Annotated in this window: 22 protein-coding genes; 12 read left to right on the top strand and 10 right to left on the bottom strand. The window is 70.3% G+C overall.

What is annotated here, in order from left to right; genetic code table 11:
- Positions 1-119: 119 nt before the first annotated feature.
- From pepQ to rph, 7 genes are all read right to left on the bottom strand, one after another.
- Positions 120-1481: a Xaa-Pro dipeptidase gene (gene pepQ / locus P6166_RS15820; protein WP_277765403.1), complete on the bottom strand. Its 1362-nt coding sequence runs from the start codon at positions 1479-1481 to the stop codon at positions 120-122.
- Between the two features lie 75 nt (positions 1482-1556).
- A complete protein-coding gene (locus tag P6166_RS15815; protein WP_277765402.1) occupies positions 1557-1898 on the bottom strand; it encodes a PilZ domain-containing protein in 342 nt (113 codons plus the stop codon).
- Positions 1895-4318, bottom strand: coding sequence for a DUF1631 domain-containing protein (locus P6166_RS15810; protein ID WP_277765401.1), 2424 nt, complete (start codon positions 4316-4318; stop codon positions 1895-1897). The genes P6166_RS15815 and P6166_RS15810 overlap by 4 nt, the downstream gene beginning before the upstream one ends.
- Positions 4319-4416: 98 nt before the next feature.
- Complete coding sequence (gene hemW / locus P6166_RS15805; protein WP_277765400.1) at positions 4417-5577, bottom strand: radical SAM family heme chaperone HemW; 1161 nt, start codon at positions 5575-5577, stop codon at positions 4417-4419.
- Between the two features lie 86 nt (positions 5578-5663).
- On the bottom strand, positions 5664-6272 hold the full coding sequence (gene rdgB / locus P6166_RS15800) for an RdgB/HAM1 family non-canonical purine NTP pyrophosphatase (protein ID WP_277765399.1): 609 nt from the start codon (positions 6270-6272) through the stop codon (positions 5664-5666).
- Complete coding sequence (locus P6166_RS15795) at positions 6269-6661, bottom strand: VOC family protein (protein ID WP_277765398.1); 393 nt, start codon at positions 6659-6661, stop codon at positions 6269-6271. The genes rdgB and P6166_RS15795 overlap by 4 nt, the downstream gene beginning before the upstream one ends.
- A complete protein-coding gene (gene rph / locus P6166_RS15790) occupies positions 6658-7383 on the bottom strand; it encodes a ribonuclease PH (RefSeq protein WP_277765397.1) in 726 nt (241 codons plus the stop codon). Before rph ends, P6166_RS15795 begins: the two co-directional genes overlap by 4 nt.
- 100 nt (positions 7384-7483) lie before the next feature.
- Here rph and P6166_RS15785 point away from each other — a divergent pair, with 100 nt between their 5' ends.
- The 12 genes from P6166_RS15785 to P6166_RS15730 all read left to right on the top strand — a co-directional run bounded on the left by P6166_RS15785 (position 7484) and on the right by P6166_RS15730 (position 20115).
- Entirely contained in the window at positions 7484-8344 is an 861-nt protein-coding gene (locus P6166_RS15785) for a YicC/YloC family endoribonuclease (RefSeq protein ID WP_277765396.1), read from the top strand.
- Positions 8345-8449: 105 nt separating this feature from the next.
- On the top strand, positions 8450-9082 hold the full coding sequence (gene gmk / locus P6166_RS15780; protein ID WP_277765395.1) for a guanylate kinase: 633 nt from the start codon (positions 8450-8452) through the stop codon (positions 9080-9082).
- Positions 9083-9193: 111 nt separating this feature from the next.
- Complete coding sequence (gene rpoZ / locus P6166_RS15775; RefSeq protein WP_057642555.1) at positions 9194-9493, top strand: DNA-directed RNA polymerase subunit omega; 300 nt, start codon at positions 9194-9196, stop codon at positions 9491-9493.
- 111 nt (positions 9494-9604) lie between these two features.
- On the top strand, positions 9605-11776 hold the full coding sequence (locus P6166_RS15770; RefSeq protein WP_277765394.1) for a bifunctional (p)ppGpp synthetase/guanosine-3',5'-bis(diphosphate) 3'-pyrophosphohydrolase: 2172 nt from the start codon (positions 9605-9607) through the stop codon (positions 11774-11776).
- Positions 11777-11844: 68 nt separating this feature from the next.
- Positions 11845-12231 (top strand): RidA family protein, encoded by a 387-nt coding sequence (locus tag P6166_RS15765; protein WP_277765393.1) that lies wholly within the window; start codon positions 11845-11847, stop codon positions 12229-12231.
- A gap of 7 nt (positions 12232-12238) precedes the next feature.
- On the top strand, positions 12239-14350 hold the full coding sequence (gene recG, locus P6166_RS15760) for an ATP-dependent DNA helicase RecG (protein WP_277765392.1): 2112 nt from the start codon (positions 12239-12241) through the stop codon (positions 14348-14350).
- Between the two features lie 62 nt (positions 14351-14412).
- The gene (locus P6166_RS15755) at positions 14413-15480 is read left to right on the top strand and encodes a glucokinase (RefSeq protein ID WP_277765391.1); all 1068 of its coding nucleotides are present in this window, start codon (positions 14413-14415) and stop codon (positions 15478-15480) included.
- Positions 15481-15503: 23 nt separating this feature from the next.
- Complete coding sequence (locus P6166_RS15750) at positions 15504-16511, top strand: N(4)-(beta-N-acetylglucosaminyl)-L-asparaginase (protein WP_277765390.1); 1008 nt, start codon at positions 15504-15506, stop codon at positions 16509-16511.
- Positions 16508-17236 carry a copper homeostasis protein CutC gene (locus P6166_RS15745; RefSeq protein ID WP_277765389.1) on the top strand — a complete coding sequence of 243 codons (729 nt, stop codon included), beginning with the start codon at positions 16508-16510 and terminating at the stop codon, positions 17234-17236. The genes P6166_RS15750 and P6166_RS15745 overlap by 4 nt, the downstream gene beginning before the upstream one ends.
- Before the next feature lie 75 nt (positions 17237-17311).
- Complete coding sequence (locus P6166_RS15740; protein WP_277765388.1) at positions 17312-18250, top strand: nucleoside hydrolase; 939 nt, start codon at positions 17312-17314, stop codon at positions 18248-18250.
- Positions 18251-18323: 73 nt separating this feature from the next.
- Complete coding sequence (locus P6166_RS15735; RefSeq protein WP_130318669.1) at positions 18324-18566, top strand: type B 50S ribosomal protein L31; 243 nt, start codon at positions 18324-18326, stop codon at positions 18564-18566.
- Between the two features lie 259 nt (positions 18567-18825).
- Positions 18826-20115: a citrate synthase gene (locus tag P6166_RS15730; RefSeq protein WP_277765387.1), complete on the top strand. Its 1290-nt coding sequence runs from the start codon at positions 18826-18828 to the stop codon at positions 20113-20115.
- 59 nt (positions 20116-20174) lie between these two features.
- On the opposite strand, the gene P6166_RS15725 is transcribed toward P6166_RS15730, so the two are convergent.
- The 3 genes from P6166_RS15725 to P6166_RS15715 all read right to left on the bottom strand — a co-directional run bounded on the left by P6166_RS15725 (position 20175) and on the right by P6166_RS15715 (position 24023).
- Positions 20175-20810, bottom strand: coding sequence for a hypothetical protein (locus P6166_RS15725; RefSeq protein WP_277765386.1), 636 nt, complete (start codon positions 20808-20810; stop codon positions 20175-20177).
- Positions 20794-21435, bottom strand: a complete 642-nt coding sequence (locus tag P6166_RS15720; protein ID WP_277765385.1) for a hypothetical protein — start codon at positions 21433-21435, stop codon at positions 20794-20796. The genes P6166_RS15725 and P6166_RS15720 overlap by 17 nt, the downstream gene beginning before the upstream one ends.
- 155 nt (positions 21436-21590) lie before the next feature.
- Complete coding sequence (locus P6166_RS15715) at positions 21591-24023, bottom strand: penicillin-binding protein 1A (protein ID WP_277765384.1); 2433 nt, start codon at positions 24021-24023, stop codon at positions 21591-21593.
- Between the last annotated feature and the right edge of the window lie 123 nt (positions 24024-24146).

Genomic DNA, 24146 nt, shown 5'->3' with positions numbered 1-24146 from the left:
GGGCGCGGCGATCGCCGCGGGGACCGGCAAGGCGGGCGGATGGGCCCCAAGGTTTTCGCAGCAAACTTCGGGAGCGAAGCCGCGAAGCGGCTTCGCTTCCGGCGCACTCCGCAAGCGGGCTAGTGCGCCACGAACTTCAGGTCGCGCGCTTCTTCTTCCGCCGCCGCGAACACCGGGCGCGTCAGGTTCTCCGGCTCGCCCTCGGTGCACACCACCTCGTCCTCGATGCGGATGCCGCCGTACGGGCGGAACTGTGCCACGCGGTCCCAGTCCACGCTGTCGGCGTGGCCGTTCTTCTTCACGTCGTCCAGCAGCATGTCGATGAAGTACACGCCCGGCTCGATGGTCACCACCATGCCCGGCGCCAGCACGCGGGTCATGCGCAGGTAGGGGTGGCCGGCGGGGCGCTCGATGCGACCGCCGCGGTCGCTGGCGGCGAAGCCGGCCACGTCGTGCACCTGCAGGCCGATCAGATGGCCCAGGCCGTGCGGGAAGAATGCCGCGCTCACGCCGGTGGCCAGCGCCGCTTCCGGCGACACCTTCAGCACGCCGAAGTCCTTGAGGATGCCCATCAGCGACAGATGCGCGTCCACGTGCAGCTGCTTGTAGTCCACGCCGTTGCGCACGCCCTGGCCCATCGCGACCTGCGCGCGGTCCACCGCCTCGATCATCGCCTGGAACTCGCTGCCGGGATCGGCCGCGTAGCTGCGGGTGATGTCGCTGGCATAGCCCGCCGCCGACGCGCCCGCGTCGATCAGGAAGCTGCGCGGGGCATCGGCCGGGGCACGGTCCAGCTGCGTGTAGTGCAGCACCGCGCCGTGTTCGTTGACGGCCACGATGTTGCCGTAGGGCAGGTCGTTGGCGTCCTGGCCCACCGCGCTGCAATAGGCCATGTGTATGGCGAATTCGTCGCGGCCCTCGCGGAAAGCCGCTTCGGCGGCGCGGTGGCCGCGCACCGCCAGGTGCTGCGCCTGGCGCATCAGCGCCAGTTCGTAGGGCGTCTTGTAGGCGCGGTGGTATTCCAGGTAGTCGACCACGGCCGGCGGATTGTTGGGCGCGTACTCGCCCAGCGTGCTTTGCGTTTCGCCGAGGATGGCGCAGCGCGCGGCCGGCTTGGGCAGCAGCGCCAGCGCCTCCTGCGGCTGGCGGATGATGTGGATGTCGCAGTGTTCCACCCACCAGCCGCTGGGCGCGGCCGGTACCACGTGCCAGTAGTCGAACGGCTGGTGGAAGATCACCTGCGGGCGCCGGCCCGGCGTGTAGACCAGCCAGCTGTTGGGCACCTGGGTCAGCGGCAGCCACGCCTTGAACTGCGGGTTGACCGCGTAGGGGTAGTCGCGGTCGTCGAACAGTTGGTAGTGCAGGGTGCCGCTGGGGATCACCAAGTGGTCGAAACCGCCGCGCGCCAGCGCTTCGTCGGCGCGCTGCTTGAGTACGGCCAGGTGGGTGGCGTAGAGGGAAGCGGGATCCTGCAGGGGCATGGCGGTGGCTCGATCGGCATTGCGGAGTGCAAGGCGCGATTTTGCCGCAAAACCTCCGCAGCCGCGGTCGCCCGCTCAGACTTGCGCTTCGGCCACCCAGTCGCGCAGGCGTTCGCGATGCTCGTCGCTGATGGTCAGGAAGCGGAAGCCGGCCCAGTGCTGTCCCGGGGCGTGGGCCTGCTCCAGCCACAGCAGGTGCACGCCCACGTCGATGGGGTGTTCGCGACCCTGCCGGTCGGGCAGGGTGAAGCCCAGCTGGTAGAGCGCGTCCTCGGTCAGCGGTGCCGAGGCGAGCAGCAGCATGCCGCTTTCGGACACGTTGCCCAGGCGGCCGATGCTGCCTTCGGCCATGTGGTCGGTGACGGTGATGCTGGCCGTCGGCTGGCGGCGCGGACTGCGGCGGGCTTCGTGGATCATGCCGGTTGCTCCTGCGCGGCGCGGCCGCCGCCGGTCAGCGAGCGCAGCGCGCGCACGGTGGCCTGCCACGCGCGGTCGATCAGCCGCCCCTTTTCCTCGGTGACGATACGTGCCTGTCCGGACGCCATCAGCCGGGCCAGCGAATCCAGCGATTGCTCGCCGATCTTCTGCCCGCGCGGGTTGACGAACAGCGCGTTGTCGGTGATCAGGCTGTACCAGGACAGGCGCTGGCGGCGCACGTCGCCCTGCTGGTTGGTGACGAACTCGAACCACGTGCCGAACGGCAGCGTGCGCAGCGCGCGGTAATGGCTTTCCTCGCTCGCCGAACGCGTCGGCGGCGCCGGCTTGCGGGCGGCCTCGCCTTCGCCTTCGCCCAGGCGGCTGCGCGCCTTCAGCTTGGCGGTCAGCTCGGTACGCGAGGTGACATCGTCCTCGCCGCCGGGCGTGGACAGCCGGCGCGCGATCGCCCCGGCCTCGTCGCGGTGGTAGCCCACCTGCAGCAGCGCGCTCTCGACCTCGCCGCCCAGGGCGATATCCGGCGGCCCGCCGGCGGGCTGGCAGGTGACTTCGGCGATGCGGTCGGTCGCCTGCTGGCGCTCGGCCCATTCCTCCGATTGCTCGCCCTGGCGCAGCAGGGTCAGCGTGAGCACGTCGCTCCACGCCTGTTTGAGCAGCGTCTGCACGAACTTGGGCGGCGCGCGTTCGGCGCACACGTGCTCGATGCTGTCGCCGGCCAGGCGCTTGGCCATCTCCAGGCGTTCCTTGCCGCGCGCGGCCTCCACATGGCGGCGCTCGGCCACTTCGGCCTTGCGCGCCTGGGCGCGGTAATGGGTCTGGATTTCCTGGTTGGCGGCCTCAAACACCGCCTCGTCGCCCTGGTATTCGGTGACGACCTTGTCCACCGCGCTGCCGAGCTTGAGCAGCAGCTGCGGGTCGGTGTCGTCTTCGGCCAGCCAGGTGGCGCCGGATTCGGCCACCGCGTTGAGCAACTCGCGCGCGGGATGCTGGTCGCGCACGAAGAACGCGCGGTCCTGCAGCGCGGCACGCACCACCGGCACCTGCAGGCGGACCAGCAGCTCGGCGGCGGAGGTGCCGCCGCGGACCTCGCGGTCGATCTCGTTGTAGAGCAGGCCGAGCAGGTCGAAGGTGTCGGTGTCCTGCGCCGAGAGGCCCGCCTGCGGCCCGTGCTCGGCGCGCAGCATGCGCAACAGCTCCTGCTGCACGTCGGCGATGCTGCGCGGGCCGTGCGCGGCGCCTTCGCCCACGGGGGTGCGCGACTGCAACGTGCCGAGGGTCTGGTGCAGTGCCTGGGCCTGCACCGGCACGCCGGCGCTGCTCGGGCGCGCGACGCCGGGCTTGCTGCCGGCCTGCGTGAAACCGGGCTGCTGGCGCGCGCTGCCGAGCATGTCGTGCAGCGCGGTCAGCGCGGGTGCGAAGCGGTCGTCGTTGGCGCTGCCCTGGCCGGGATCGGCGAGGTGGCCCCCGGCCGCCGGCAGCACGTCGGCACGGCCGTCGCCGAGCATCGCCGAGCCCCAGGCCGCCTGCGGCGCCTGGCCGCTCCAACTGGTGAGCGGGCGCTGCGCGTGTGCCTGGCCGCCGCGGCCGGGCGTGCCGGCCTGGGCGGCCTGCGCTGGCGCCGCCGCGGTGTCGGCGCCGCGTTCCTGGCCGGGCGGTCGTGCGCCACGTCGCGGCGCATTGGGCTTGGCGAGGTAGGGCAGATAGACCAGGCCGGGCAGCACGCCTTCGTGCGCCAGCAGGATATTGGCGCGCTCGATCAGCTCCAGGTAGCGCTCCAGCCCCTGGCGTTCGAACACGCGGTACAGCATGAGCTGGGTATCCAGCGCCAGGCCGAGCACGTCGCCCGCCTCGCGCAGCACGCGGCAGGCCGCATGCGGGCCCAGCGGCACGTGTTCGGGTTCGAACGCGGGCGCGGCGGCCAGCACGCCGAAGCGCTGGCCGAGCAGTTGCAGCTGGGTGTTGCAGCGCGAGGCTTCGCGCCGGGCGATCTCGTTGAGCACGATGTCGCGGTCGATCTCGGTGTCCTCGACCAGCGTCAGCGCATGGAAGGCCTGGCTGTTGCCGGTATCTTGCGAAGGCGCGCTGCTGCGGCGCGGTTCGCACAGCGAGGCCAGCTCCTGCTGCAGCGCTTCGAGAAAGCGCGGCGCGAAACGCTCGCCGCGTTCGCGCAGGCGTTGCATTTCCGCGTACAGATCGGCTTGGATCTGGCTGTTGCGCGCGCGCTCGGCGTGGCTGAACAGCTCACGTTCGAGCGTGACCAGCGTCAGCTTGAGCGGGTCGGCCAGCCCCTGCGCGTACTGCGTGTAGAGCGCCTCCAGCAGGCGGCGCGCGCGCGCCGACACCGGCGCCTGGGCCAGCGGGCCGTGGACATGCGTGGACGACGAAGAAGCGGACGTAACCATCCGTAGCAGCGCTGTTCTCCCCCCGAGAACGCGCTATGTATCACGTTTTTGCCGGGGCGGCCATGGAAAGCGCCCGCCTGGCCGACGGACGGCAGGCCTCAGTCGAGGAACAGTTCGATCACGTCGTTGGTGAAGCGGCGGCCCAGCTCGGTCGGCCGCCAGCGGCCGGCGGCCGTCTCCTCCAGCCAGCCGCGTTCACGCGCCTGCGCCAGTGGCGTGGCGAGCACCTCTCCGGCCAGGCCGGTGCGCGCGGTGAAATCGGCGACGGCAAAACCTTCGTGCAGGCGCAGCAGGTTGAGCATGTACTCGAACGGCAGGCGCTCGCGCGGCACGACCTCGTCGCCGCCGATCGCCGCCGCGCCGCCGGCCTGCGCCAGGTAGGTCTGCGGATGCTTGTGCTTCCAGCGGCGCAGCACGTGCTGCTCGGCGCCGGAGGTGATCTTGCCGTGCGCGCCGGCGCCGATGCCCAGGTAATCGCCGAAGCGCCAGTAGTTGAGGTTGTGCGCGCACTGGCGATCCGCGCGCGCATAGGCGCTCACCTCGTAGTGCGCGTAGCCGGCCTCGGCGAGCAGCCGCTGGCAGTGCTCCTGCATGTCCCAGGCGCTGTCGTCGTCGGGAATGCCCTGCGGCGGGCGCGCATGGAACACCGTGTTGGGCTCCAGGGTGAGCTGGTAATGGCTCACGTGCGTCGGCTGCAGCGCGAAGGCGCGCAGCAGGTCGTGCTCGGCCTGCGCCAGCGTCTGCTCGGGCAGCGCGTACATCAGGTCCAGGTTGATGTTGTCGTAGCCGGCATCCTGCGCCAGCTTCACCGCGCGCTCGGCCTCGGCGCTGTCGTGGATGCGGCCCAGCCGCTGCAGCGCGGCGTCATCGAAGCTCTGGATGCCGAAGCTCAGCCGGTTCACGCCCGCGGCCAGGTAGCGGTCGAAGCGGCCGTGTTCGGCGGTGCCGGGATTGGTCTCCAGCGTGATCTCCAGCCCCGGCGCGAAACGCAGCCGCGCGCCGGCGGCCTGCAGGAAGCGGTCGATGGCTTCCGGCGGGAACAAGCTGGGCGTGCCGCCGCCGAAGAACACCGAATTCACCACCCGCCCCCACACCAGCGGCAGGTCGTGGTCGAGGTCGCGGATCAGCGCGTCCACGTATTCCTCGAACGGCAACGCGCCCTTGGCCGCATGCGAGTTGAAGTCGCAGTACGGGCATTTGCGCACGCACCAGGGCAGGTGGACGTACAGCGACAGGGGCGGGGGAATGAGCATGGTCACGATGTGAGGCCGCGCGCGCGTGGCGTCGGACGGGAGAACAGGATGCGGGCGCCGGCGCGGGACGCAAGGCCGCCGCGCCGCGGGATTCAGGCGGTGAGCTGCAACAGCCGCTCGCGCAGCGTCTCCAGGGCGCGGGCGCGGTGGCTGAGCCGGTTCTTGGTGGCGGCATCCATCTCCGCCGCGGTCTGGCCGTGCATCGGGTCGAAGAACACCGGGTTGTAGCCGAAGCCGCCATCGCCGCGCGGGGCGAAGGTGATTTCGCCTTCCCAACTGCCTTCGGCGATCAGCGGCTGCGGGTCCTCGGGGTGGCGCAGCAGCACGATCACCGCGTAGAAGCGCGCGCCGCGACGCCCGGCGGGCACCTCGCGCATCGCTTCCAGCAGCTTGGCGTTGTTGGCGGCCGCGTTGGTCGGGCTGCCGGCGTAGCGCGCGCTGTACAGGCCGGGGGCGCCGCCGAGTGCGTCCACGATCAGGCCCGAATCGTCGGCCAGCGCCGGCAGGCCGGTGACCGCGCTGGCGTGGCGGGCCTTGATCAGCGCGTTCTCGACGAACGTCAGGCCGGTTTCGGGCACGTCCTCCACCCCCAGCTCGCCCTGCGCCACGATGCGCAGCGGCAGGCCGGCCAGCATGGCGCGCAGTTCTTCCAGCTTGCCGGTGTTGCCACTGGCCAGCACGAGGGTATCGGGAGGGCTCATGGCTTGGGCTCCAGCAGGTCCCACGTGTTGCCGTACAGGTCGCGGAACACCGCGACGATGGCGTAGGGCTCCTCGCGCGGGGTTTCGAGGAATTCCACGCCGCGCTCGCGCATGGCCTTGTAGTCGTACCAGAAGTCGTCGGTATGCAGGAAGAAGCCGACGCGCCCGCCGGTCTGGTCGCCGATGCGGCTGGCCTGGTGTTCGTCGCCTGCGCGGGCGAGCAGCAGGCCGGTGGGGTCTTCGCTGCGCGGGGCCACCACGATCCAGCGCTTGCCTTCGCCCAGCGGCTGGTCGGTGAGCACGCGGAAGCCGAGCACGTCGCGATACCACGCCAGCGCCTCGTCGTAGTCGCGCACGACCAGGGTGGCCAGGGCCAGGCGCTGGCTCATCCCTGCAGGGCCTCGCGTTGCAGGGCGAGCAGTTCGCCCACGCCCTTCTCGGCCAGCGCCAGCAGGGCGTCCAGTTCGTCGCGGCGGAAGGCGTGGCCCTCGGCGGTGCCCTGCAGCTCGATGAAGCCGCCGCCGTCGTTCATCACCACGTTCATGTCGGTGTCGCAGTCGCTGTCCTCGGCGTAGTCCAGGTCCAGCACCGGCACGCCGCGGTACACGCCCACCGAGACCGCGGCCACCGCGCCCACCAGCGGATGGCGCTTGATCTCCCCGCGCTTCTGCAGCCAGGACACGGCGTCGGCCAGCGCGACATAGGCGCCGGTGATCGCCGCGGTGCGGGTGCCGCCGTCGGCCTGCAGCACGTCGCAGTCCAGGGTGATGGTGCGCTCGCCCAGCGCGTTACGGTCCACGCAGGCGCGCAGCGCGCGACCGATCAGGCGCTGGATCTCCAGCGTGCGGCCGCCCTGCTTGCCGCGCGCGGCTTCGCGGTCGGAGCGGGTGTGCGTGGAGCGCGGCAGCATGCCGTATTCGGCGGTGACCCAGCCCTCGCCCTTGCCGCGCAGGAACGGCGGCACCTTGTTGTCCACGCTGGCGGTGCACAGCACGCGCGTATCGCCGAAGCTCACCAGCACCGATCCCTCGGCGTGGCGGGTGAAGGCGCGTTCGATGCGCACCGGGCGCAGCTGGTCGGCCGTGCGGCCGCTGGGACGGGAGAAGGTCATGGAGGATCCGGGTTCGAAAGGCGGGCGCATCGGTGCCGCCGAGAGGCGGCGTGCGTAGTGCGCTAGGGTACCATTCGCGCTTTGCCGGACACCGAACGCCATGATCCGAAGCATGACCGCCTTCGCGGGTGCAGAGCACGTCACGCCCTGGGGCACGCTGGGGTGCGAGCTGCGCTCGGTCAACCACCGTTTCCTGGAGGTGGGCGTGCGCCTGCCGGACGAACTGCGCGCCCTGGAGCCGCAGTTGCGCGAGCGGGTGTCGGCGCGGATCAGCCGCGGCAAGCTCGATCTGGTCGTGCGCCTGCGCTCGCCGGAAGGCGGCGCCACCCTGGCACTGAACGAGATGCTGGTCGAGCAGCTCGGCACGCTGGCGCGGCGGCTGGATCGCGAGTTCCCGAACCTGCGGGTGGAGTTCTCCGACCTGTTGCAGCTGCCCGGCGTGCTGAAGAGCGAGGCCGCCGATCCGGCCGTGCTGCAGGCCGAGGCGCTGGCCCTGCTGGACAAGGTGGTGGAGGAGTTCGTGGTGGCGCGCGAGCGCGAGGGCGCCAAGCTGGCCGCGGCGATCAGCGAGCGGGTGGATGCCATCGAGCGCATCGCCGCCGAGGTGCGCACGCTGATCCCGGCGATCCGCGACGGCCAGCGCGCCAAGCTGGCCACCCGCCTGGCGGACCTGCCACACCCGGTGGACCCGGGCCGCGCCGAGCAGGAACTGGTGCTGTGGCTGCAGAAGCTGGACGTGGACGAGGAGCTGGACCGGCTGGCCAGCCACATCGGCGAGATCCGCCGCGTGCTCAAGCAGCGCGAGCCGGTCGGCCGGCGCCTGGATTTCCTGCTGCAGGAGTTCAACCGCGAGGCGAACACGCTGGGCTCCAAGTCGGTGGACAGCCGCACCTCCAACGCGGCGGTGGACCTGAAGGTGCTGATCGACCAGATCCGCGAGCAGGTGCAGAACATCGAGTAGCCGGGCGCCTCCGGCCTGGAGGGGCGGCGCCGGCGTGTAAGATGGCCGCCCGCTTTCATCGGGCCGGCATGCCGTCCCCTTCCTCGAATGCCGAACCTCACTCCCATGCGCGGCACCCTGTACATCGTCGCGGCGCCCTCCGGCGCCGGCAAGAGCAGCATCGTCAACGCGACGCTGGCGCGCGATCCGCAGATCGCCCTGTCGATCTCCTTCACCTCGCGCGCGCCGCGCCCGGGCGAACGGCATGCCGAGCACTACCACTTCGTTTCGGCCGAGACGTTCCAGGAGATGATCGCCGCCGGCGACTTCTTCGAATACGCCAGTGTGCATGGCGACTGGAAGGGCACCGCGCGGCAGTCGGTGGAGCCGCAGCTGGCCGCCGGGCGCGACGTGCTGCTGGAGATCGATTGGCAGGGCGCGCGCCAGGTGCGCGAGAAGGTGCCCGACGCGGTCAGCGTCTTCATCCTGCCGCCCTCGCGCGCCGCGCTGGAGGAGCGCATGCGCAAGCGCGGGCAGGACAGCGAGGACGTCATCGCCCGCCGGCTGGCCGCCGCGCGCGAGGAGATGTCGCACTTCGGCGAGTTCGACTACGTCATCATCAACGAGGATTTCGACACCGCCGTCGGCGAGATGTGCGCGATCTTCACCGCCAGCCGCCTGCGCACGCCCGCCCAGCGGCAGCGCCACGCCGGGCTGATCGGCGCGTTGCTGGCCGACGAGGCGGGCGCAACTGGCTGATTCCAAAGGAAACTGAACGGTCTTGGCTTGCGCCCGGGCCGGTGGGGCGCCTACAATCGCCGCCCTTTCCCTCATTCGAAGGCGCGACCGAGCCGGTCGCCGGGAGCCCGCATGGCCCGCATTACCGTAGAAGATTGCCTGGAAGTCGTGAACAACCGTTTCGAGCTGGTCATGATGGCGTCCAAGCGCGCCCGCCAGCTGGCCAACGGCGTGCAGGCCACCCTGGACAACAGCGAATCGGCCGACAAGCCGACCGTGCTGGCGCTGCGCGAGATCGCCGCGCGCAAGATCGACAACGCGCTGATCGAGGAAGTCGAGAAGGCCGAGCGCGAGCGCGCCGAGCGTGAAGCCCTGGAGTGGGCCGCCGCCGAGGTCGTCGCCGACGAGGACATGTCCAAGAACGACGACTGATCCGCCGGCGCCCGTGCGCCCCTGGATCGATCCGCAGAACAGCCCGCCTGCCGCGGGCTGTTCTGCTTTTCGGCGTTTGCCGTACCCGTTGCGCTGGCATAGTCTTCCCGCATGAACCCAGGCCCTTCCGCCCAGGCTGCACTTGCCGCGCCGTCGTCGCCGACCGGCGAGGTACCCGATTACGTCCTGGAACTGGAGCGCGCCGCCGCCTACTTGCCGGCCGAGCAGCGCCCGCTGCTGCGCCGCGCGTGGGAAGTGGGCGCCGCCGCGCATGCCGGGCAGACCCGCAAGTCGGGCGAGCCGTACATCACCCATCCGGTGGCCGTGGCCGGCGTGCTGGCCGAGCTGGGCATGGACGTGGAGTCGCTGATCGCCGCGATCCTTCACGACACCATCGAGGACACCCCGCTCACCCGCGAGGAACTGGCCGCCGAGTTCGGCGAGGCCGTGGCCGAACTGGTGGATGGCGTCACCAAGCTGGACAAGCTGAAGTTCCGCGACCGCCAGGAAGCGGCCGCCGAGAGCTTCCGCAAAATGCTGCTGGCGATGTCGCGCGACCTGCGCGTGATCATGATCAAGCTCGCCGACCGCCTGCACAACATGCGCACGCTGGGCGCGCAGAGCACCGAGGCGCGCGGCCGCATCGCGCGCGAGACCCTGGAGATCTACGCGCCGATCGCTCAGCGCCTGGGCATGAGCCTGATCAAGTCCGAGCTGCAGAACCTCGGCTTCAAGGCGCTGTACCCCTGGCGCCACGCGATCATCGAAAAGCACATCCGCAGCCAGCCGGTGGTGCGGCGCGAGTCGCTGGCGCAAGTGGAGGTGCAGCTCTCTCAGCGGCTGGCGAAGGAAGGCCTGGAACACCGGCTGGTCAGCCGCATCAAGACCCCGTGGAGCATCTACAACAAGATGCGCGACGAGAACAAATCCTTCGACCAGGTGATGGACGTGTTCGGGTTCCGCCTGGTCGTGCGCACCGTGCCGGATTGCTACCACGCGCTGGGCGCGGTGCACGCCACGTTCAAGCCGCTGGACGGACGCTTCCGCGATTTCATCGCCATTCCCAAGGCCAACGGCTACCAGTCGCTGCACACCGTGCTGTTCGGCCCGTATGGCTCGCCGATCGAAGTGCAGATCCGCACCGAGGAGATGGACCTGATCGCCGAGCGCGGCGTGGCCGCGCACTGGACGTACAAGTTCGGCAGCGATTCGCCCAACAGCGCGCAGAGCCGCGCGCATGCGTGGATCGTGGAGTTGATCGAGTCGCAACGCGCGGCTGGTTCGTCGCTGGAGTTCCTGGACAACGTCAAGGTCGACCTGTTCCCCGACGAGGTCTACCTGTTCACGCCCAAGGGCAAGATCCTGGCGCTGCCGCGCAATTCCACCGCGCTGGACTTCGCCTACGCCGTGCACACCGACGTGGGCAACCAGGCGGTGGCCTCACGCGTGGACAAGAAGCTCGTGCCGCTGCGCACCAAGCTGGTCAGCGGGCAGACGGTGGAGATCATCACCGCGCGCTCGGCCACGCCCAAGCCGCAGTGGCTGGAATTCGTGGTCAGCAGCAAGGCGCGCACGGCCATCCGCCACCAGCTCAAGCAGCTGGAACATGAAGATGCCGTGCAGCTGGGCCATCGCATGCTCGACCGCGCGCTGGAAGCGATGGATTCCTCGCTCGAACGCCTGCCGAAGGGGCGCCTGGACGCCTTCCTCAATGAACACCGCTACCCGCGCCTGGAAGCGCTGCTGGCCGATGTCGCGCTGGGCAACTGGATGCCCACGCAGGCCGCGCAGGCGCTGATGGCCTATGCCGAACTGCGGGGTGCCGGGCTTTCGAAGCATTCGCAGGAAAAAATCCTCATCAACGGCAGCGAGCGCGGCGTGGTGAGCTTCGCCAACTGCTGCCAGCCGATCCCCGGCGACGAGATCATGGGTTACCACACCGCCGGCAAGGGCATCGTGGTGCACCGGCTCGACTGCCCGAACCTGGCCGAGCTGCGCAAGTCGCCCGAGCGCTGGGTACCGATCGACTGGGATTCCAATGTCAGCGGCGATTACGACACCGCGCTGGTGGTGGAAGTGGAAAACCGTACCGGCGTGCTGGCGCAGCTGGCCGCGGCGATCGCGCAGAGCGAGTCGAACATCGAGCGGGTGGATTACCTGGACCGCGATTTCAACGCGGCGGTGCTGCGGTTCAACATCCAGGTACGCGACCGCCGCCACCTGGCCGAGGTGATGCGCCGGCTGCGGCGGTTGCACGTCGTGCAGAGCGTGCGCCGGCAGTAGCACCCGCGGTGCCCCGCACCGCGGTTCCACCGGCTAAAATCACCCGTCATTCCCAACGCGGTGACTCCATGACCCGTCAGATCATCCAGACCGACAAGGCGCCGGCTGCCATCGGCCCGTACTCGCAGGCCGTGCGCGCCGGCCATACCGTCTATTTCTCCGGCCAGATTCCGCTGGACCCGGCCACCGGCGAAATCGTCGGCGGCGGCGACATCGGCGCGCAGGCGCGCCGCGCCTTCGACAACCTCAAGGCCGTGGCCGAAGCGGCCGGTGGCTCGCTCGACCAGATCGTGCGCCTCGGCCTGTACCTCACCGACCTGGGCCAGTTCGCCGCCGTCAACGCGGTGATGCAGGAATACTTCCAGGCGCCGTTCCCGGCACGTTCCACCATCGAGGTCTCCGGCCTGCCGAAGGGCGCCGGCTTCGAGGTCGACGCGGTGATGGTGCTCGACTGACCGTTCCGTGCCGCGCGCGCGCCCGCCCGCGCCGAGCCTGACCCGGGCCGGCGATGCGCCGCTGACCAGCCTGTCCGGTGTCGGGCAGGCGGTCGCGGCCAAGCTGGCTGCGCGCGGCATCCTCACCTTGCAGGACCTGTGGCTGCTGCTGCCGCTGCGCTACGAGGACCGCACCCGCCTGACCGACATCGCCCAGCTGCAGAACGGCGTGCCCGCGCAGGTGGAAGGCCGCGTGGAAGCGGTGGAGCGGGGTTTTCGCTACCGGCCGATGTTGCGGGTGGCGATCAGCGATGCATCGGGCGGGAGCGTGGTGCTGCGCTTCTTCCATTTTCGCGCCGCCCAGGTCGCGCAGTTCGCGGTCGGCACCCTGGTGCGCGCGTTTGGCACCGCCAAGCCCGGCCAGCATGGCTGGGAGATGGTGCACCCCAGTTACCGCGTCATCGCCGAACACGAGGCCGGCGTGCTGGGCGATGCGCTGGACCCGGTGTATCCCGCCGTGGATGGCATCGGCCCGGTGTCGTTGCGCCGGCTCATCGGCCAGGCGCTGGACCGGCTGCCCGCCGAGGCGGAACTGGAGCTGCTGCCCGCCGACTGGCTCGAAGGCCAGCAATTGCCTTCGCTGCGGCAGGCGCTGCTCGACATGCACCGCCCCACACCGCAGAGCGACCTGGCCGCGCTCGCGGCCGGCCGCCATCCGGCGCAGCAGCGCCTGGCGATGGAAGAACTGCTGGCCCATCACCTGAGCCTGCGCCGCCAACGCATCGCCTTGCAGCGGCATCGGGCGCCGGCGCTCGCGGGGCAGGGCGTGCAGGTCAAGCGCTTGCTCGCCGCGCTGCCGTTCGCGCTGACGGGCGCGCAGCAACGTGTGTTCGCGCAGGTGCGCCAGGACCTGGCGCAGCCCTCGCCGATGCTGCGGCTGGTGCAGGGCGATGTGGGCAGCGGCAAGACGGTGGTGGCCGCGCTTGCCGCGATGCTGGCGGTGGAGCAGGGCAAGCAGGCGGCACTGGCCGCGCCGACCGAGTTGCTCGCCGAGCAGCATCTGAACAACCTGCGTGGCTGGCTGGAGCCGCTGGGCATCCGCATCGCGTGGCTGGCCGGCAAGGTCACCGGCAAGGCGCGCGAGCGCGTACTGGCCGAGGTCGCTTCGGGGCAGGCGCAGGTGGTCGTCGGCACGCATGCGCTGATGCAGGAGGCCGTGGTGTTCCACGACCTGGCGCTGGCGATCGTCGATGAGCAGCACCGCTTCGGCGTCCACCAGCGCCTGGCGCTGCGCGACAAGGGCGCGGCGGCCGGCAGCGTGCCGCATCAACTGGTGATGACCGCCACGCCCATCCCGCGCACGCTGGCGATGGCCGCCTACGCGGACCTGGACGTCTCGGCCATCGACGAGCTGCCGCCGGGCCGCACGCCGGTGCAGACCATCGTGATCAGCGCCGAGCGCAGGCCCGATCTGGTCGAGCGCATCCGCGTGGCGTGCGCCGAAGGGCGCCAAGCGTACTGGGTGTGCACGTTGATCGACGAAAGCGACGAGGTCGTGGCCACCGCCGCCCAGGCCACGTACGAGGCGCTGTCGGCGCAGTTGCCGGGGCTGCGTGTCGGGCTCGTGCATGGGCGCATGAAGGCGGCCGAGAAGCAGGCGGCGATGCGCGCCTTCAAGCAGGGCGAAACCGACCTGCTGGTCGCCACCACCGTCATCGAGGTCGGCGTGGATGTGCCCAACGCCTCGCTGATGATCATCGAGAATGCCGAGCGCCTGGGCCTGGCGCAGCTCCACCAGCTGCGCGGGCGGGTGGGGCGCGGCTCGGCGGCCTCCAGCTGCGTGCTGATGTACCAGGGCCCGCTCTCGCAGATGGCGCGCCAGCGGCTGGAGACCATGCGCCAGACCAGCGATGGCTTCGTCATCGCCGAGAAGGACCTGGAGCTGCGCGGCCCGGGCGAACTGCTCGGCACCCGCCAGACCGGCCTGGCCAGTTTCCGTGTCGCCGACCTGGCCCGCGACGCCGCCCTGTTGCCGCGCGTGCAACGACTGGCCGAAACGCTGCTGGCGCAGTCGCCGGCGGTGGCCGACCAGGTGGTCTCGCGCTGGATCGGCAGCGCCGTGCGCTACGCCGCGGCGTGAAGCGGGCGACGCCGACACCGCCGCTGGCCGATAATCCGCTGTCCCTCCCGTCCCGTTGCCCGATGCACGACGCCGTTCCCACCGACCGACCCGCCTCTCCCGCGCGCCCTGCCGAGGACGCGCCGTGCGACGGGCCCGGTGCGTTGCGTGCGGGGCAGCGCTTCATCGCCGCCGACGTCGGCGGCACGCATGCGCGCGTGGGCGTGGTGCGCATGACCGCCGAAGGGCGCGTGGTGGTGGATGAGTTCCATCAGTACGCCTGCGCCGGCTACGCGAGCCTGGCGGCGATCCTGCGCGACTTCATCGCGCGCAGCGGCGCCCCGGCGGGCCATGCGGTGGTCGCCATCGCCGGCCGCCTGGAGGGAGACGAACTGGTCAACGCCAACCTGCCATGGCCGGTATCGGTGGCGCATACGCGCCGCGAGGCCGGCCTGGGCGAACTGGCGCTGATGAACGACTTCGAGGCCGTGGCCTGCGCGATGCCCTACATCGAGCCGCACACCATGACCCGCGTGTGCGGCCCGGAACGCGCCGCGCCGGGCGCGGCGGTGGTGCTGGGCCCGGGCACGGGCCTGGGCGCCGCGCTGCGCCTGCCGGGGCCGCCGGCCCAGGTGCTGGCGAGCGAAGCCGGGCACGCGGCGTTGGCCGTCGGCAACGCGCGCGAGCTGGCCGTGCTCGAACGGCTGCTGCGGCGCTGGCCGCACGTGGACAACGAACGCATCCTCTCCGGCCCCGGGCTGGTCAACACGTACCAGGCGCTGTGCGAGCTGGACGGCGTGCCGCCCACGCTGCACGGGCCGGCGCAGATCTCCGGCGCCGCGTTGGCCGAGGACGCCGACCCGCAAGCCGCCGAAACCCTGCGGATCTTCTGCGGCTTGCTCGGCAGCCTCGCCGGCGACCTGGCGCTGACGTTCGGCGCCAGCGCGGTGTATCTGGCCGGCGGCATCCCGGCGCAGATTCGCCCGCAACTGCTCGATGGCGTGTTCGCCGCGCGCTTCGTCAACAAGGGCGTGCTCGCCCAGGTGCTGGCGCAGGTGCCGGTGTGGCTGGTCGACCACGGCCAACTTGGCCTGGTGGGCGCGGCCGCGTGGTACCAGCAGCGTCATCGTCATTCCCACGGCGCGTACTGACGCGCCCCGACCCGAGGCACCGCATGGCTACCCGACGTCGCTTCCTGCAATCCTCGCTGGCGGCCGGCGCCGCGCTGGCCCTGCCCGCCGGGGCCAACGCGCCGGCCACCAACGGCCCGCGCGTCGTCTCCACGTGGGACTTCGGTGTCGGCGCCAACGCCGCCGCCTGGAAAGTGCTCGGCGGCGGCGGGAGCGCGCTTGATGCCGTCGAGGCCGGCGCGCGCTGGGCCGAGAGCGAGCTGTGCAACCCCACCGTCGGACGATGCGGCAACCCGGACCGCGATGGCGTGCTGACGCTCGATGCCAGCCTCATGGCCGGCGACGGCCGCTGCGGTGCGGTGGCCGCGCTGGAAGACATCGACCACCCGGTGTCGGTGGCGCGCGCGGTGATGGAAAAATCGCCGCACGTGATGCTGGTGGGCGAGGGCGCGCAGCAGTTCGCGCTGGCCAACGGTTTCCAGAAGACGCCGCTGCTGACCGACACCGCGCGGCAAGCATGGCGGGAATGGCTCAAGACCTCGCAGTACGCACCGCAGATCAACGCCGAACGCGCGGGGCGCCCCGGTGACCACCACAACCACGACACGCTGGGGATCCTCGCGCTGGATGCGCAGGGGCGCCTGGCCGGCGCCTGCACCACCAGCGGCATGGCGTGGAAGCTGCACGGCCGCGTCGGCGACAGCCCGATCATCGGCGCGGGCTTGTACGTGGACCAGGAAGCCGGCGCGGCCACCGCCTCCGGCGTGGGCGAGGAGATGATTCGCAACGCCGCCAGCTTCCTCGTCGTCGAACTGATGCGGCAGGGCCATTCGCCCGCCGATGCCTGCCGCGAAGCGATCGACCGCGTCGTGCGCAAGCGCCCGCAGGAGAGCAAGCGTTTGCAGGTGTGCTTCCTCGCGCTCGGCCGCGACGGGCGCGTGGGCGCGTTCGCGCTGCATCGCGGCTTCGTGTATGCGCTGCAGGACAACGGTGCCGGCCCGCACGACGTACTGCACGACGCCGGCTCGATCTACACGACGGAGCAGGCGTGAGCGGCGCGCCGCGGCTGGAGATCGCTGCCGGTTCGCTGGCGTCGGCGCTGGCCGCGCAGGAAGGCGGCGCCGACCGCGTCGAGCTGTGCGAGAACCTGGGCGAGGGCGGTTGCACGCCTTCGCACGGCACGCTCTGCGTCGCGCGCGATCGCCTGCGCATTCCGTTGTACGTGCTGGTGCGGCCGCGCGGCGGCGATTTCGTGTACGACGATGGCGAACGCGAGGTCATGCTGCGCGATGTCGAGCATTGCGTGCGCCTGGGCTGCGATGGCGTGGTGATCGGCGCGCTGGACGCGCACGGCGAAGTGGACGTGCCGACATGCGCGGCGCTGCGCGCGGCAGCGGGACCGCTGGGGGTCACGTTCCACCGCGCCATCGACGTGGCCGCCGATGCCGCGCGCGCGCTGGAGGCAGCCATCGCGCTCGGCTGCGAGCGTGTGCTCACCTCCGGCGCGCAGCCCGATGCGCTCGCAGGCGCGGGTACTATCGGCGCGCTCGTGGCGCAGGCACGCGGGCGCATCGCGGTGATGGCCGGCGCCGGCGTCACGGCCGCCAACGCCGCCGATCTCGTGCGACGCAGCGGCGTGCGCGAAGTGCATGCCTCCGCGCGGGCCGTGCGTCCCACCCAGGCACCCGCCCGCCTGGCCGGCCTCGCGCCCACCGTGTTGCAGACCGATGTCGCGCAGGTGCGCGCGCTGCGCCAGGCCCTCGACGCGCTCGCCTGAGCGCGGCATCGCCTTGGCTTGGTTTGTCATCGCAACGGTGACAGACTCGCCGGTCTGACCCAGAAGACCGACAAGATGAGCGAGAAGATTCCGCTGTTGATCGATACCGACCCGGGCGTGGACGACGCGCTGGCGCTGCTGATGGCATTCAACGACGCGCGCCACGACGTGGTCGGCCTGACCATCGCCGCCGGCAACGTCGGCCTGGACCACACCGTGCGCAACGCGCTGAAGCTGTGCGAAGTCGCCGGCCGCGGCGATGTCCCGGTGTATGCCGGTTGCCCCGATCCGCTGCTGCACCCGGCGGTGGACGCCGCGCACGTGCACGGCGTGGACGGGTTCGGCGATGTCGGCTACACGGCGGCCACGCGCGGCGTCGAAGCCGAGCATGCGGCGCTGGCGATCCTGCGGCTTTCGCACCAGTACGCCGGCAGGCTGCTGCTGGTCGCGCTCGGCCCGCTGACCAACATCGCCGTGGCGCTGAAGCTGGATCCCACGCTGCCGCAGCGCGTGGGGCGTTTTCTCGTCATGGGCGGCGCGATCAACGGCCACGGCAACATCACCCCGCAGGCCGAGTTCAACATCGCCTTCGATCCGGAAGCGGCGCACATCGTGTTCTCCGCGTTCCCGCATGTGGAAGTGGCCGATTGGGAAGCCACGGTCGCCCACGGCCTGCCGCACCGCGAGGTGGAGCAGTGGCTGGGCGCCGGTTCGCCACGCGCGCGCTTCTACGACGAAATCTCGCGCAAGACCCGCCTGTGGTCGGAGGACAGCCGCGGCGAGCGCTGGTATGCCGCCGATGCCCTGGCGATGGCGTGGGCGCTGGCGCCGGAGGGTGCCGGCCGGGTCGAGCGGCGGCCGCTGCAGGTGGAGCTCGCCGGCGTGCATACCCGCGGCGCCACCGTGGTGGACTGGAACCGCCAGCTGGGCCTGGCCGACAACGCCACCCTGCTGATCAGCTACGACCAGGCCAGCTTCGAGGCCCTGGTGCGGGAGGCGCTGGCGGCCGGATGAGGGGCGGCTTGCCTGGCAGGGGCGGCGTGGCTATAATGCCGCTCTTGTCCAGCAGCCCCCTACGGTGCGAGCCATGAAGGCCGACATCCATCCGAACTACCGCGACGTCGTTTTCCACGACGTGACTTCCGATCTCAAGATCCTGACCCGTTCCACCATGGCCTCCAAGGAGACCGTGAAGTGGGAAGACGGCCAGGAATATCCGCTGATCAAGGTGGAAATCTCCTCGGCTTCGCACCCGTTCTACACGGGCAAGCACAAGGTGATCGACACCAGCGGCCGCATCGACAAGTTCCAGAAGCGCTACGCGCGCTGATCCGTCGAGACGGCGCCCCTCACCGGGCGTAAAAATCCGATCCAGGCGACGGCCGCGCTCAGGTGCGGCCGTCGCTTTTGCGCTTTCTGGCGACTGGCTGCAACGCAACGTTGCCGGCCCGTGTTCGACTTCAGTCTGAGTTCCGCCCCTATGCTGCTGTGCGATAATGATGGGTATCCAAGGGAATATTCCTCTGGACAGCCATCAATGCCCGCCCGGCCCCACCGTGCAGGCGAACCAAACTGTGAGGAGCGACACTGTGTCCGATCTTGATCAGGTCACGCTCAACGCCGGCGACAAGTCGGTAGTTTTGCCGGTACTCAAGCCCACGCTGGGCAATGACTGCGTCGACATTTCCAAGCTGACCAAGGAAACGGGTCTTTTCACCTACGACTCGGGCTTCACCGCCACCGCCAGCTGCAAGTCGGCCATCACCTACATCGACGGCGACAACGGCGTGCTGCTGTACCGCGGCTACCCGATCGAGCAGCTGGCCCAGCACTCGAACTTCCTGGAAGTCTCGTACCTGCTGATGAATGGCGAACTGCCGAACAAGGAGGAATTCTCCAAGTTCGAGCATGAGGTCACGCATCACACGATGATGCATGAGTCGCTGAAGTCGTTCCTCAAGGGCTTCCACTACGACGCCCACCCGATGGCCATGCTGGCCGCCTCGGTGGCTTCGCTGTCGGCCTTCTACCACGACAACCTCGACCTCAACGATCCGGAACAGCGCCGCCAGGCCGCGATCCGCCTGATCGCCAAGATGCCGACCCTGGCCGCGGCCGCCTACCGTTACTCGGTCGGCCAGCCGATCCGCTACCCGCGCAACAACCTCGAGTACGTCAACCGCTTCCTGCACATGATGTTCGAAGTGCCGAGCGAGCCGCTGGAAATGAACCCGGTCGTGGCCAAGGCCATGGACCTGCTGTTCATCCTGCACGCCGACCACGAGCAGAACGCCTCGACCTCGACCGTGCGTCTGGTGGGTTCGACCGGTGCCAACCCGTACGCCTCGGTGGCCGCGGGCATCACCGCGCTGTGGGGTCCGGCCCACGGCGGCGCGAACGAAGCCGTGTTGAAGATGCTGGAAGAGATCGGCGATGCGAAGAACGTCGAGTCCGCCGTGGCCAAGGCCAAGGACAAGAACTCCAGCTTCCGCCTGATGGGCTTCGGCCACCGCGTCTACAAGAACTTCGACCCGCGCGCCAAGATCATCCGCGAGATGACCCACAAGGTGCTCGGCGAGCTGGGCGTGAACGACCCGCTGCTGGAAGTGGCGCTCAAGCTGGAAGAAGCCGCGCTGAAGGACGACTACTTCGTGCAGCGCAAGCTGTATCCGAACGTGGACTTCTACTCGGGCATCATCTACAAGGCGCTCAACATCCCGGTGGAAATGTTCACCGTCATGTTCGCCATCGCCCGTACCTCCGGCTGGGTCTCGCATTGGCTGGAGCAGCAGGTCGATCCGGAAATGAAGATCGGCCGTCCGCGCCAGATCTACACCGGCTACGACGTGCGCGACTACAAGGCCAACGACAAGCGCTAAGCGCTTGCCGCAGTCTTTCCGCAGAAAGGCCCCGCAAGGGGCCTTTCGCTTTCTGCGGCTCAGTGGCGGGCGATGGCCTGGGCCAGGGCCGCGTACAGCGCCTTGACGTCCGGCGCATAGGTGCCGGTGCGCAGCGCGTAGTTGCCGGCCACGCAGGCTTCCAGGCGCGAGCTGGCGCCGTTCGGGTCAATGCTCGCGACCGGTTCGGGCATCGCCTGGCCCCAGAGCAGCGCGGTCGTCCAGGCTTCGCGGATACCCTTGAGCTCGCCGCGCTGGAAGCGCTGCGGCGCCTGCGCCGCACGCTCAGGCCAGCGCGTACCGGACGGTGGCGAGAGGGTGACCTGGTCACCCGCCACGTCGATCACCACCTGCAGCGGCGGCAGCCCTTGGCCCGGCGCGATCCGTCCCACATAGCGCTCGGCCGGCAACGCGGCATCGCCGCCGCAGTGCGCGGCCAGCGAACCGGCAGGTGCATCGGCATGCAGCCGCTCTTCCACCGCGCGGCGCGCGTCCCAGCCGGTGATGTCGGTGCCGTTGGAGGGCAGGCCGATCCACGGGCGGTCCGGGCCGTCGCGGCGCTCGCGCTGGGCGCCGACCCGCGCGGCCTGGATCACCACCGCGACCAGGACCAGCAGGCAGCACCAGATCAACACCACGCGGCGGCGCGGCGTGCCTTCCTCAACCGGTGTAGCCAAGGATCTCCTCCTGCGCCAGCAGCTCGCGCAGCTGCGCGGCCGAAGCGCGCGGCATCGGCTTCTCGTCCACCTGCGACAGCGGCGCCTGCCGCAGCGCATCGTAGGGCAGCACGACCAGGTCGAAGGTCAGCTCCTCGGCACTGAACAGCCAGACCGGGAAATCGTCCGCGCGCTCGCGGTCCAGGCGCAGGCGGCGCGTGCGTATCTCGGCGGGGATGCGGTGCTCTTCGAGGAACCGCGCCACCGCTTCCGGGTCGTCGCTATGCAATTGCAGCTGCACCGGCGCATTGGCGTCCGCGGTACCGTCCAGTACCGGGCCGGCCAGGCGAGGGGAGAAGGGCTTGAGGAACTCCAGCGCGCGCAGCGCGGCCTCGCGGCGCTGGCGCAGGCCTTCGGCGTGCTGGGGGCCCGCGAACAAGCGCTGGTACTCGCGCAGCGCCTCCTCGATCTCGCGGTTGCGCGGCAACGAGGCGTCGTCGTGGATGCCGAGCCGGTTGGCGGCCTTGAGCTTGGCCTGGTGGAAGTCGCGGATGCCGCCCTCGGCCATCAGCCGCGCGGCTTCGTGGGCGAGGCGATGGCGGCGTTCGCGGGTGCGCGTCTCGGCGTGTTGGCGGGCGTGATGCATGGCCGTTTCCCCCGTGACTGGAACCGGGATCGAATGTAGCGCATCGGCGTGAAGATTGTGGGGCGATGGAAAGGGCAAGGCGCAAGGCGCAAGGCGCCGCCAAAGCGAAGGGGCGCCCTGGGGCGCCCCTTCGTGGTCCGCGCATCGCCGGGCGATCAGAAGATGTCGAATGCCTTGTCGTCCGCCTGCTGGTCCTGCAGGCCGTAGTCGTAGTCCTGCAGGCGATCCATGTCCTCATTCTTCACCCACTCCACCGCGCCGTTGAGCGTGGCCTGGGTCATGCCGTCCGGCGGATCGTTGGCGGTGATCGGCGCGTCCTTCAGCGCCACGCGCATGTAGTCGATCCAGATCGGCAACGCCGCCTTGCCGCCGTACTCGCGATAGCCCAGCGATTTGAAGTCGTCGCGGCCCACCCACACGGTGGTCACCAGCGCACCGCCGAAGCCGGAGAACCAGGCGTCGCGGTGGTCGTTGGTCGAGCCGGTCTTGCCGCCCACGTCCTCGCGGCCGAGTACCTTGGCCGCCGTGCCGGTGCCGCGCTGGACCACGTCGCGCATCATCGAGACCAGCTGGTAGGCCGTGCGTTCGTCGATCGCGCGCGGGGCGATCTTGGCGTCGCTGGCGGTGGGGGCGGGCGTGACCTCGGCCGGCGATTTCTCCGCGCTGGCGGCCGGCTTGGGCGGCGGCGGCGGCGCGCTCGCGCCGAAATTGAAGCCGTCCACCACCTGGCTCACCGGCGCGGCGTTGCCGCCGCTGGTGGCGCAGGTGCGGCAGGCCACGGCCGGGTTCTCCTTGAACAGCACGGTGCCGTCGCGGTCGCGGACCTCGTCGATGATCCACGGGTCCACGCGCGAGCCGCCGTTGGCGAACACCGCATAGCCGCGCGCCACCGACAGCGGGGTCAGCGAGGCGGTGCCCAGCGACATCGACAGGTTGGGCGGCAACTCGGCCGGCTCGAAGCCGAACTGGGCGATGTACTGGCGGGCGAAGTCCACGCCGATGGCGTCGAGCAGCCGCACCGACACCAGGTTGCGCGACTGCACCAGCGCCTCGCGCAGGCGCATCGGCCCCTTGAAGCCGCCGCCGTCGTTCTGCGGCGACCACGTCTTGCCGCGGCGGTCGCGGAACACCACCGGCGCATCGAGCACGATGGAGGCCGGGTTGAAGCCCTTCTCGAAGGCCGCCGCGTAGACGAACGGCTTGAAGCTCGAACCGGGCTGGCGGCGCGCCTGGGTGGCGCGGTTGAACTTATTGCCGGCGAAGCTGAAGCCGCCGACCATCGCGCGCAGCGCGCCGTTGTTGGCATCCAGCGACACCAGCGCGGCTTGGCCACGCGGGATCTGGTCGATGATCCACTCGCCGTCCTTCTCGCCGGCGCGCACGCGCACCACGTCGCCGCGCTTGAGCAGGGCGGCCGGGCTCTTGCCGGCCCAGCGGGTGGCCGCCGCCGGCAGGCTCAGCTCGCTGCGGTCGGGCAGGACCACCTTGACCCCGCCGTCGGGCAGGGTGGCCGCCACGATGGCCGGGCGCAGGCCCGATTGCGCCACGATCCCCGCCAGGTGCCCCGCCAGCGCGGTGGCGTCGGCGTCGGCGGCCACGTCGATGTGCTGCTCCACGCCGTGCCAGCCGTGGCGGTGGTCGTAGAGGATCAAGCCATCGCGCACGGCCACGTCGGCGGCCTGCTGCAGATTGGCGTCGATGGTGGTGGTGACGCGGTAGCCCTTGTCCAGCACCTCGCCGCCGTAGCGGGCGATCATCTCCTGGCGCACCAGTTCGGCCACGTAGGGCGCGTAGACCTCCACCGGCGGCTCGTGCGGCTTGGCGTGCATCGGCACCGCCTTGGCCGCGTCGGCCTCGGCCTGGGTGATGAAGCCCAGCTCGGCCATGCGCTGCAGCACGTAGTAGTCGCGGCGCTCGCGGGCGCGCTCGGGGTTGCTGATCGGGTTGCCGCTGGAGGGGAACTTGGGGATGCCGGCCAGCGAGGCCATCTCGTCCAGGCTCAGCTCATTGAGCTTCTTGCCGTAGTAATACTCGGCCGCGGCGCCCACGCCATAGGCGCGGTTACCGAAGAAGCTCTTGTTGAGGTACAGCTCGAAGATCTCGTCCTTGCTCAGCTCGCTCTCGATCTTGCGCGCCAGCAGGATCTCGTTGAGCTTGCGGGTATAGCTGTATTCGGAGCTGAGGAAGAACTGGCGGGCCACCTGCTGGGTGATGGTCGAGCCGCCCGGCACGCGCTTGTCGTCGGTGGTGGCCAGCAGCCACACCGCGCGCGCGATGCCCTTGTAGTCCACGCCGCCGTGCTCGTAGAAGCGGGCGTCCTCGGTGGCGAGGAAGGCCTGCTTGAGCCTTTCCGGCACGTCCTTCATCTGGATCGGGTAGCGCCGCGCCTGCCCGTAGACCGCCATCAGCCGGCCGTCGCTGGCATAGACGTACATGGGCTCCTGCATCTCCACCTGGCGCAGGGACTGCACGTCCGGCAGGCGCGAGGACAGGGTGTAGTACACCCCGCCGGCGGCCACCAGGCCAAGCAGGGCGAGCACGACAAACGCGGCCAGGACCCAGCCGAGCCAACGACGGAAACGGGGCATCAAGCAGATTCCGATTGCAGATTTCTTGGCCGCAGAGTATAGATTACGCGGGTCTGGCTGGGGCCGGACTCGGGGAACGCAATTGGGGAACCCCCTCGCCGGGCAGGCATGGGGTAGGCACGG

This window comes from Stenotrophomonas sp. HITSZ_GD (genome assembly GCF_029543105.1).
Classification (GTDB): Bacteria; Pseudomonadota; Gammaproteobacteria; order Xanthomonadales; family Xanthomonadaceae; genus Stenotrophomonas_A.
Note: the sequence above shows the minus strand (reverse complement) of the source record. Positions and strands in the feature narration are given on the sequence as shown.

What these genes read in the sequence shown, in the direction of transcription:
- P6166_RS15765 (WP_277765393.1), top strand. Translation starts at nt 11,845, where the DNA reads ATGACCCGTCAGATCATCCAGACCGACAAGGCGCCGGCTGCCATCGGC.
- P6166_RS15785 (WP_277765396.1), top strand. Translation starts at nt 7,484, where the DNA reads ATGATCCGAAGCATGACCGCCTTCGCGGGTGCAGAGCACGTCACGCCC.
- P6166_RS15720 (WP_277765385.1), bottom strand. Translation starts at nt 21,435, where the DNA reads ATGCATCACGCCCGCCAACACGCCGAGACGCGCACCCGCGAACGCCGC.
- pepQ (WP_277765403.1), bottom strand. Translation starts at nt 1,481, where the DNA reads ATGCCCCTGCAGGATCCCGCTTCCCTCTACGCCACCCACCTGGCCGTA.
- P6166_RS15715 (WP_277765384.1), bottom strand. Translation starts at nt 24,023, where the DNA reads ATGCCCCGTTTCCGTCGTTGGCTCGGCTGGGTCCTGGCCGCGTTTGTC.
- P6166_RS15795 (WP_277765398.1), bottom strand. Translation starts at nt 6,661, where the DNA reads ATGAGCCAGCGCCTGGCCCTGGCCACCCTGGTCGTGCGCGACTACGAC.
- P6166_RS15735 (WP_130318669.1), top strand. Translation starts at nt 18,324, where the DNA reads ATGAAGGCCGACATCCATCCGAACTACCGCGACGTCGTTTTCCACGAC.
- P6166_RS15740 (WP_277765388.1), top strand. Translation starts at nt 17,312, where the DNA reads ATGAGCGAGAAGATTCCGCTGTTGATCGATACCGACCCGGGCGTGGAC.
- P6166_RS15770 (WP_277765394.1), top strand. Translation starts at nt 9,605, where the DNA reads ATGAACCCAGGCCCTTCCGCCCAGGCTGCACTTGCCGCGCCGTCGTCG.
- rdgB (WP_277765399.1), bottom strand. Translation starts at nt 6,272, where the DNA reads ATGAGCCCTCCCGATACCCTCGTGCTGGCCAGTGGCAACACCGGCAAG.
- P6166_RS15810 (WP_277765401.1), bottom strand. Translation starts at nt 4,318, where the DNA reads ATGGTTACGTCCGCTTCTTCGTCGTCCACGCATGTCCACGGCCCGCTG.
- gmk (WP_277765395.1), top strand. Translation starts at nt 8,450, where the DNA reads ATGCGCGGCACCCTGTACATCGTCGCGGCGCCCTCCGGCGCCGGCAAG.
- rph (WP_277765397.1), bottom strand. Translation starts at nt 7,383, where the DNA reads ATGACCTTCTCCCGTCCCAGCGGCCGCACGGCCGACCAGCTGCGCCCG.
- P6166_RS15750 (WP_277765390.1), top strand. Translation starts at nt 15,504, where the DNA reads ATGGCTACCCGACGTCGCTTCCTGCAATCCTCGCTGGCGGCCGGCGCC.
- P6166_RS15815 (WP_277765402.1), bottom strand. Translation starts at nt 1,898, where the DNA reads ATGATCCACGAAGCCCGCCGCAGTCCGCGCCGCCAGCCGACGGCCAGC.
- P6166_RS15755 (WP_277765391.1), top strand. Translation starts at nt 14,413, where the DNA reads ATGCACGACGCCGTTCCCACCGACCGACCCGCCTCTCCCGCGCGCCCT.
- rpoZ (WP_057642555.1), top strand. Translation starts at nt 9,194, where the DNA reads ATGGCCCGCATTACCGTAGAAGATTGCCTGGAAGTCGTGAACAACCGT.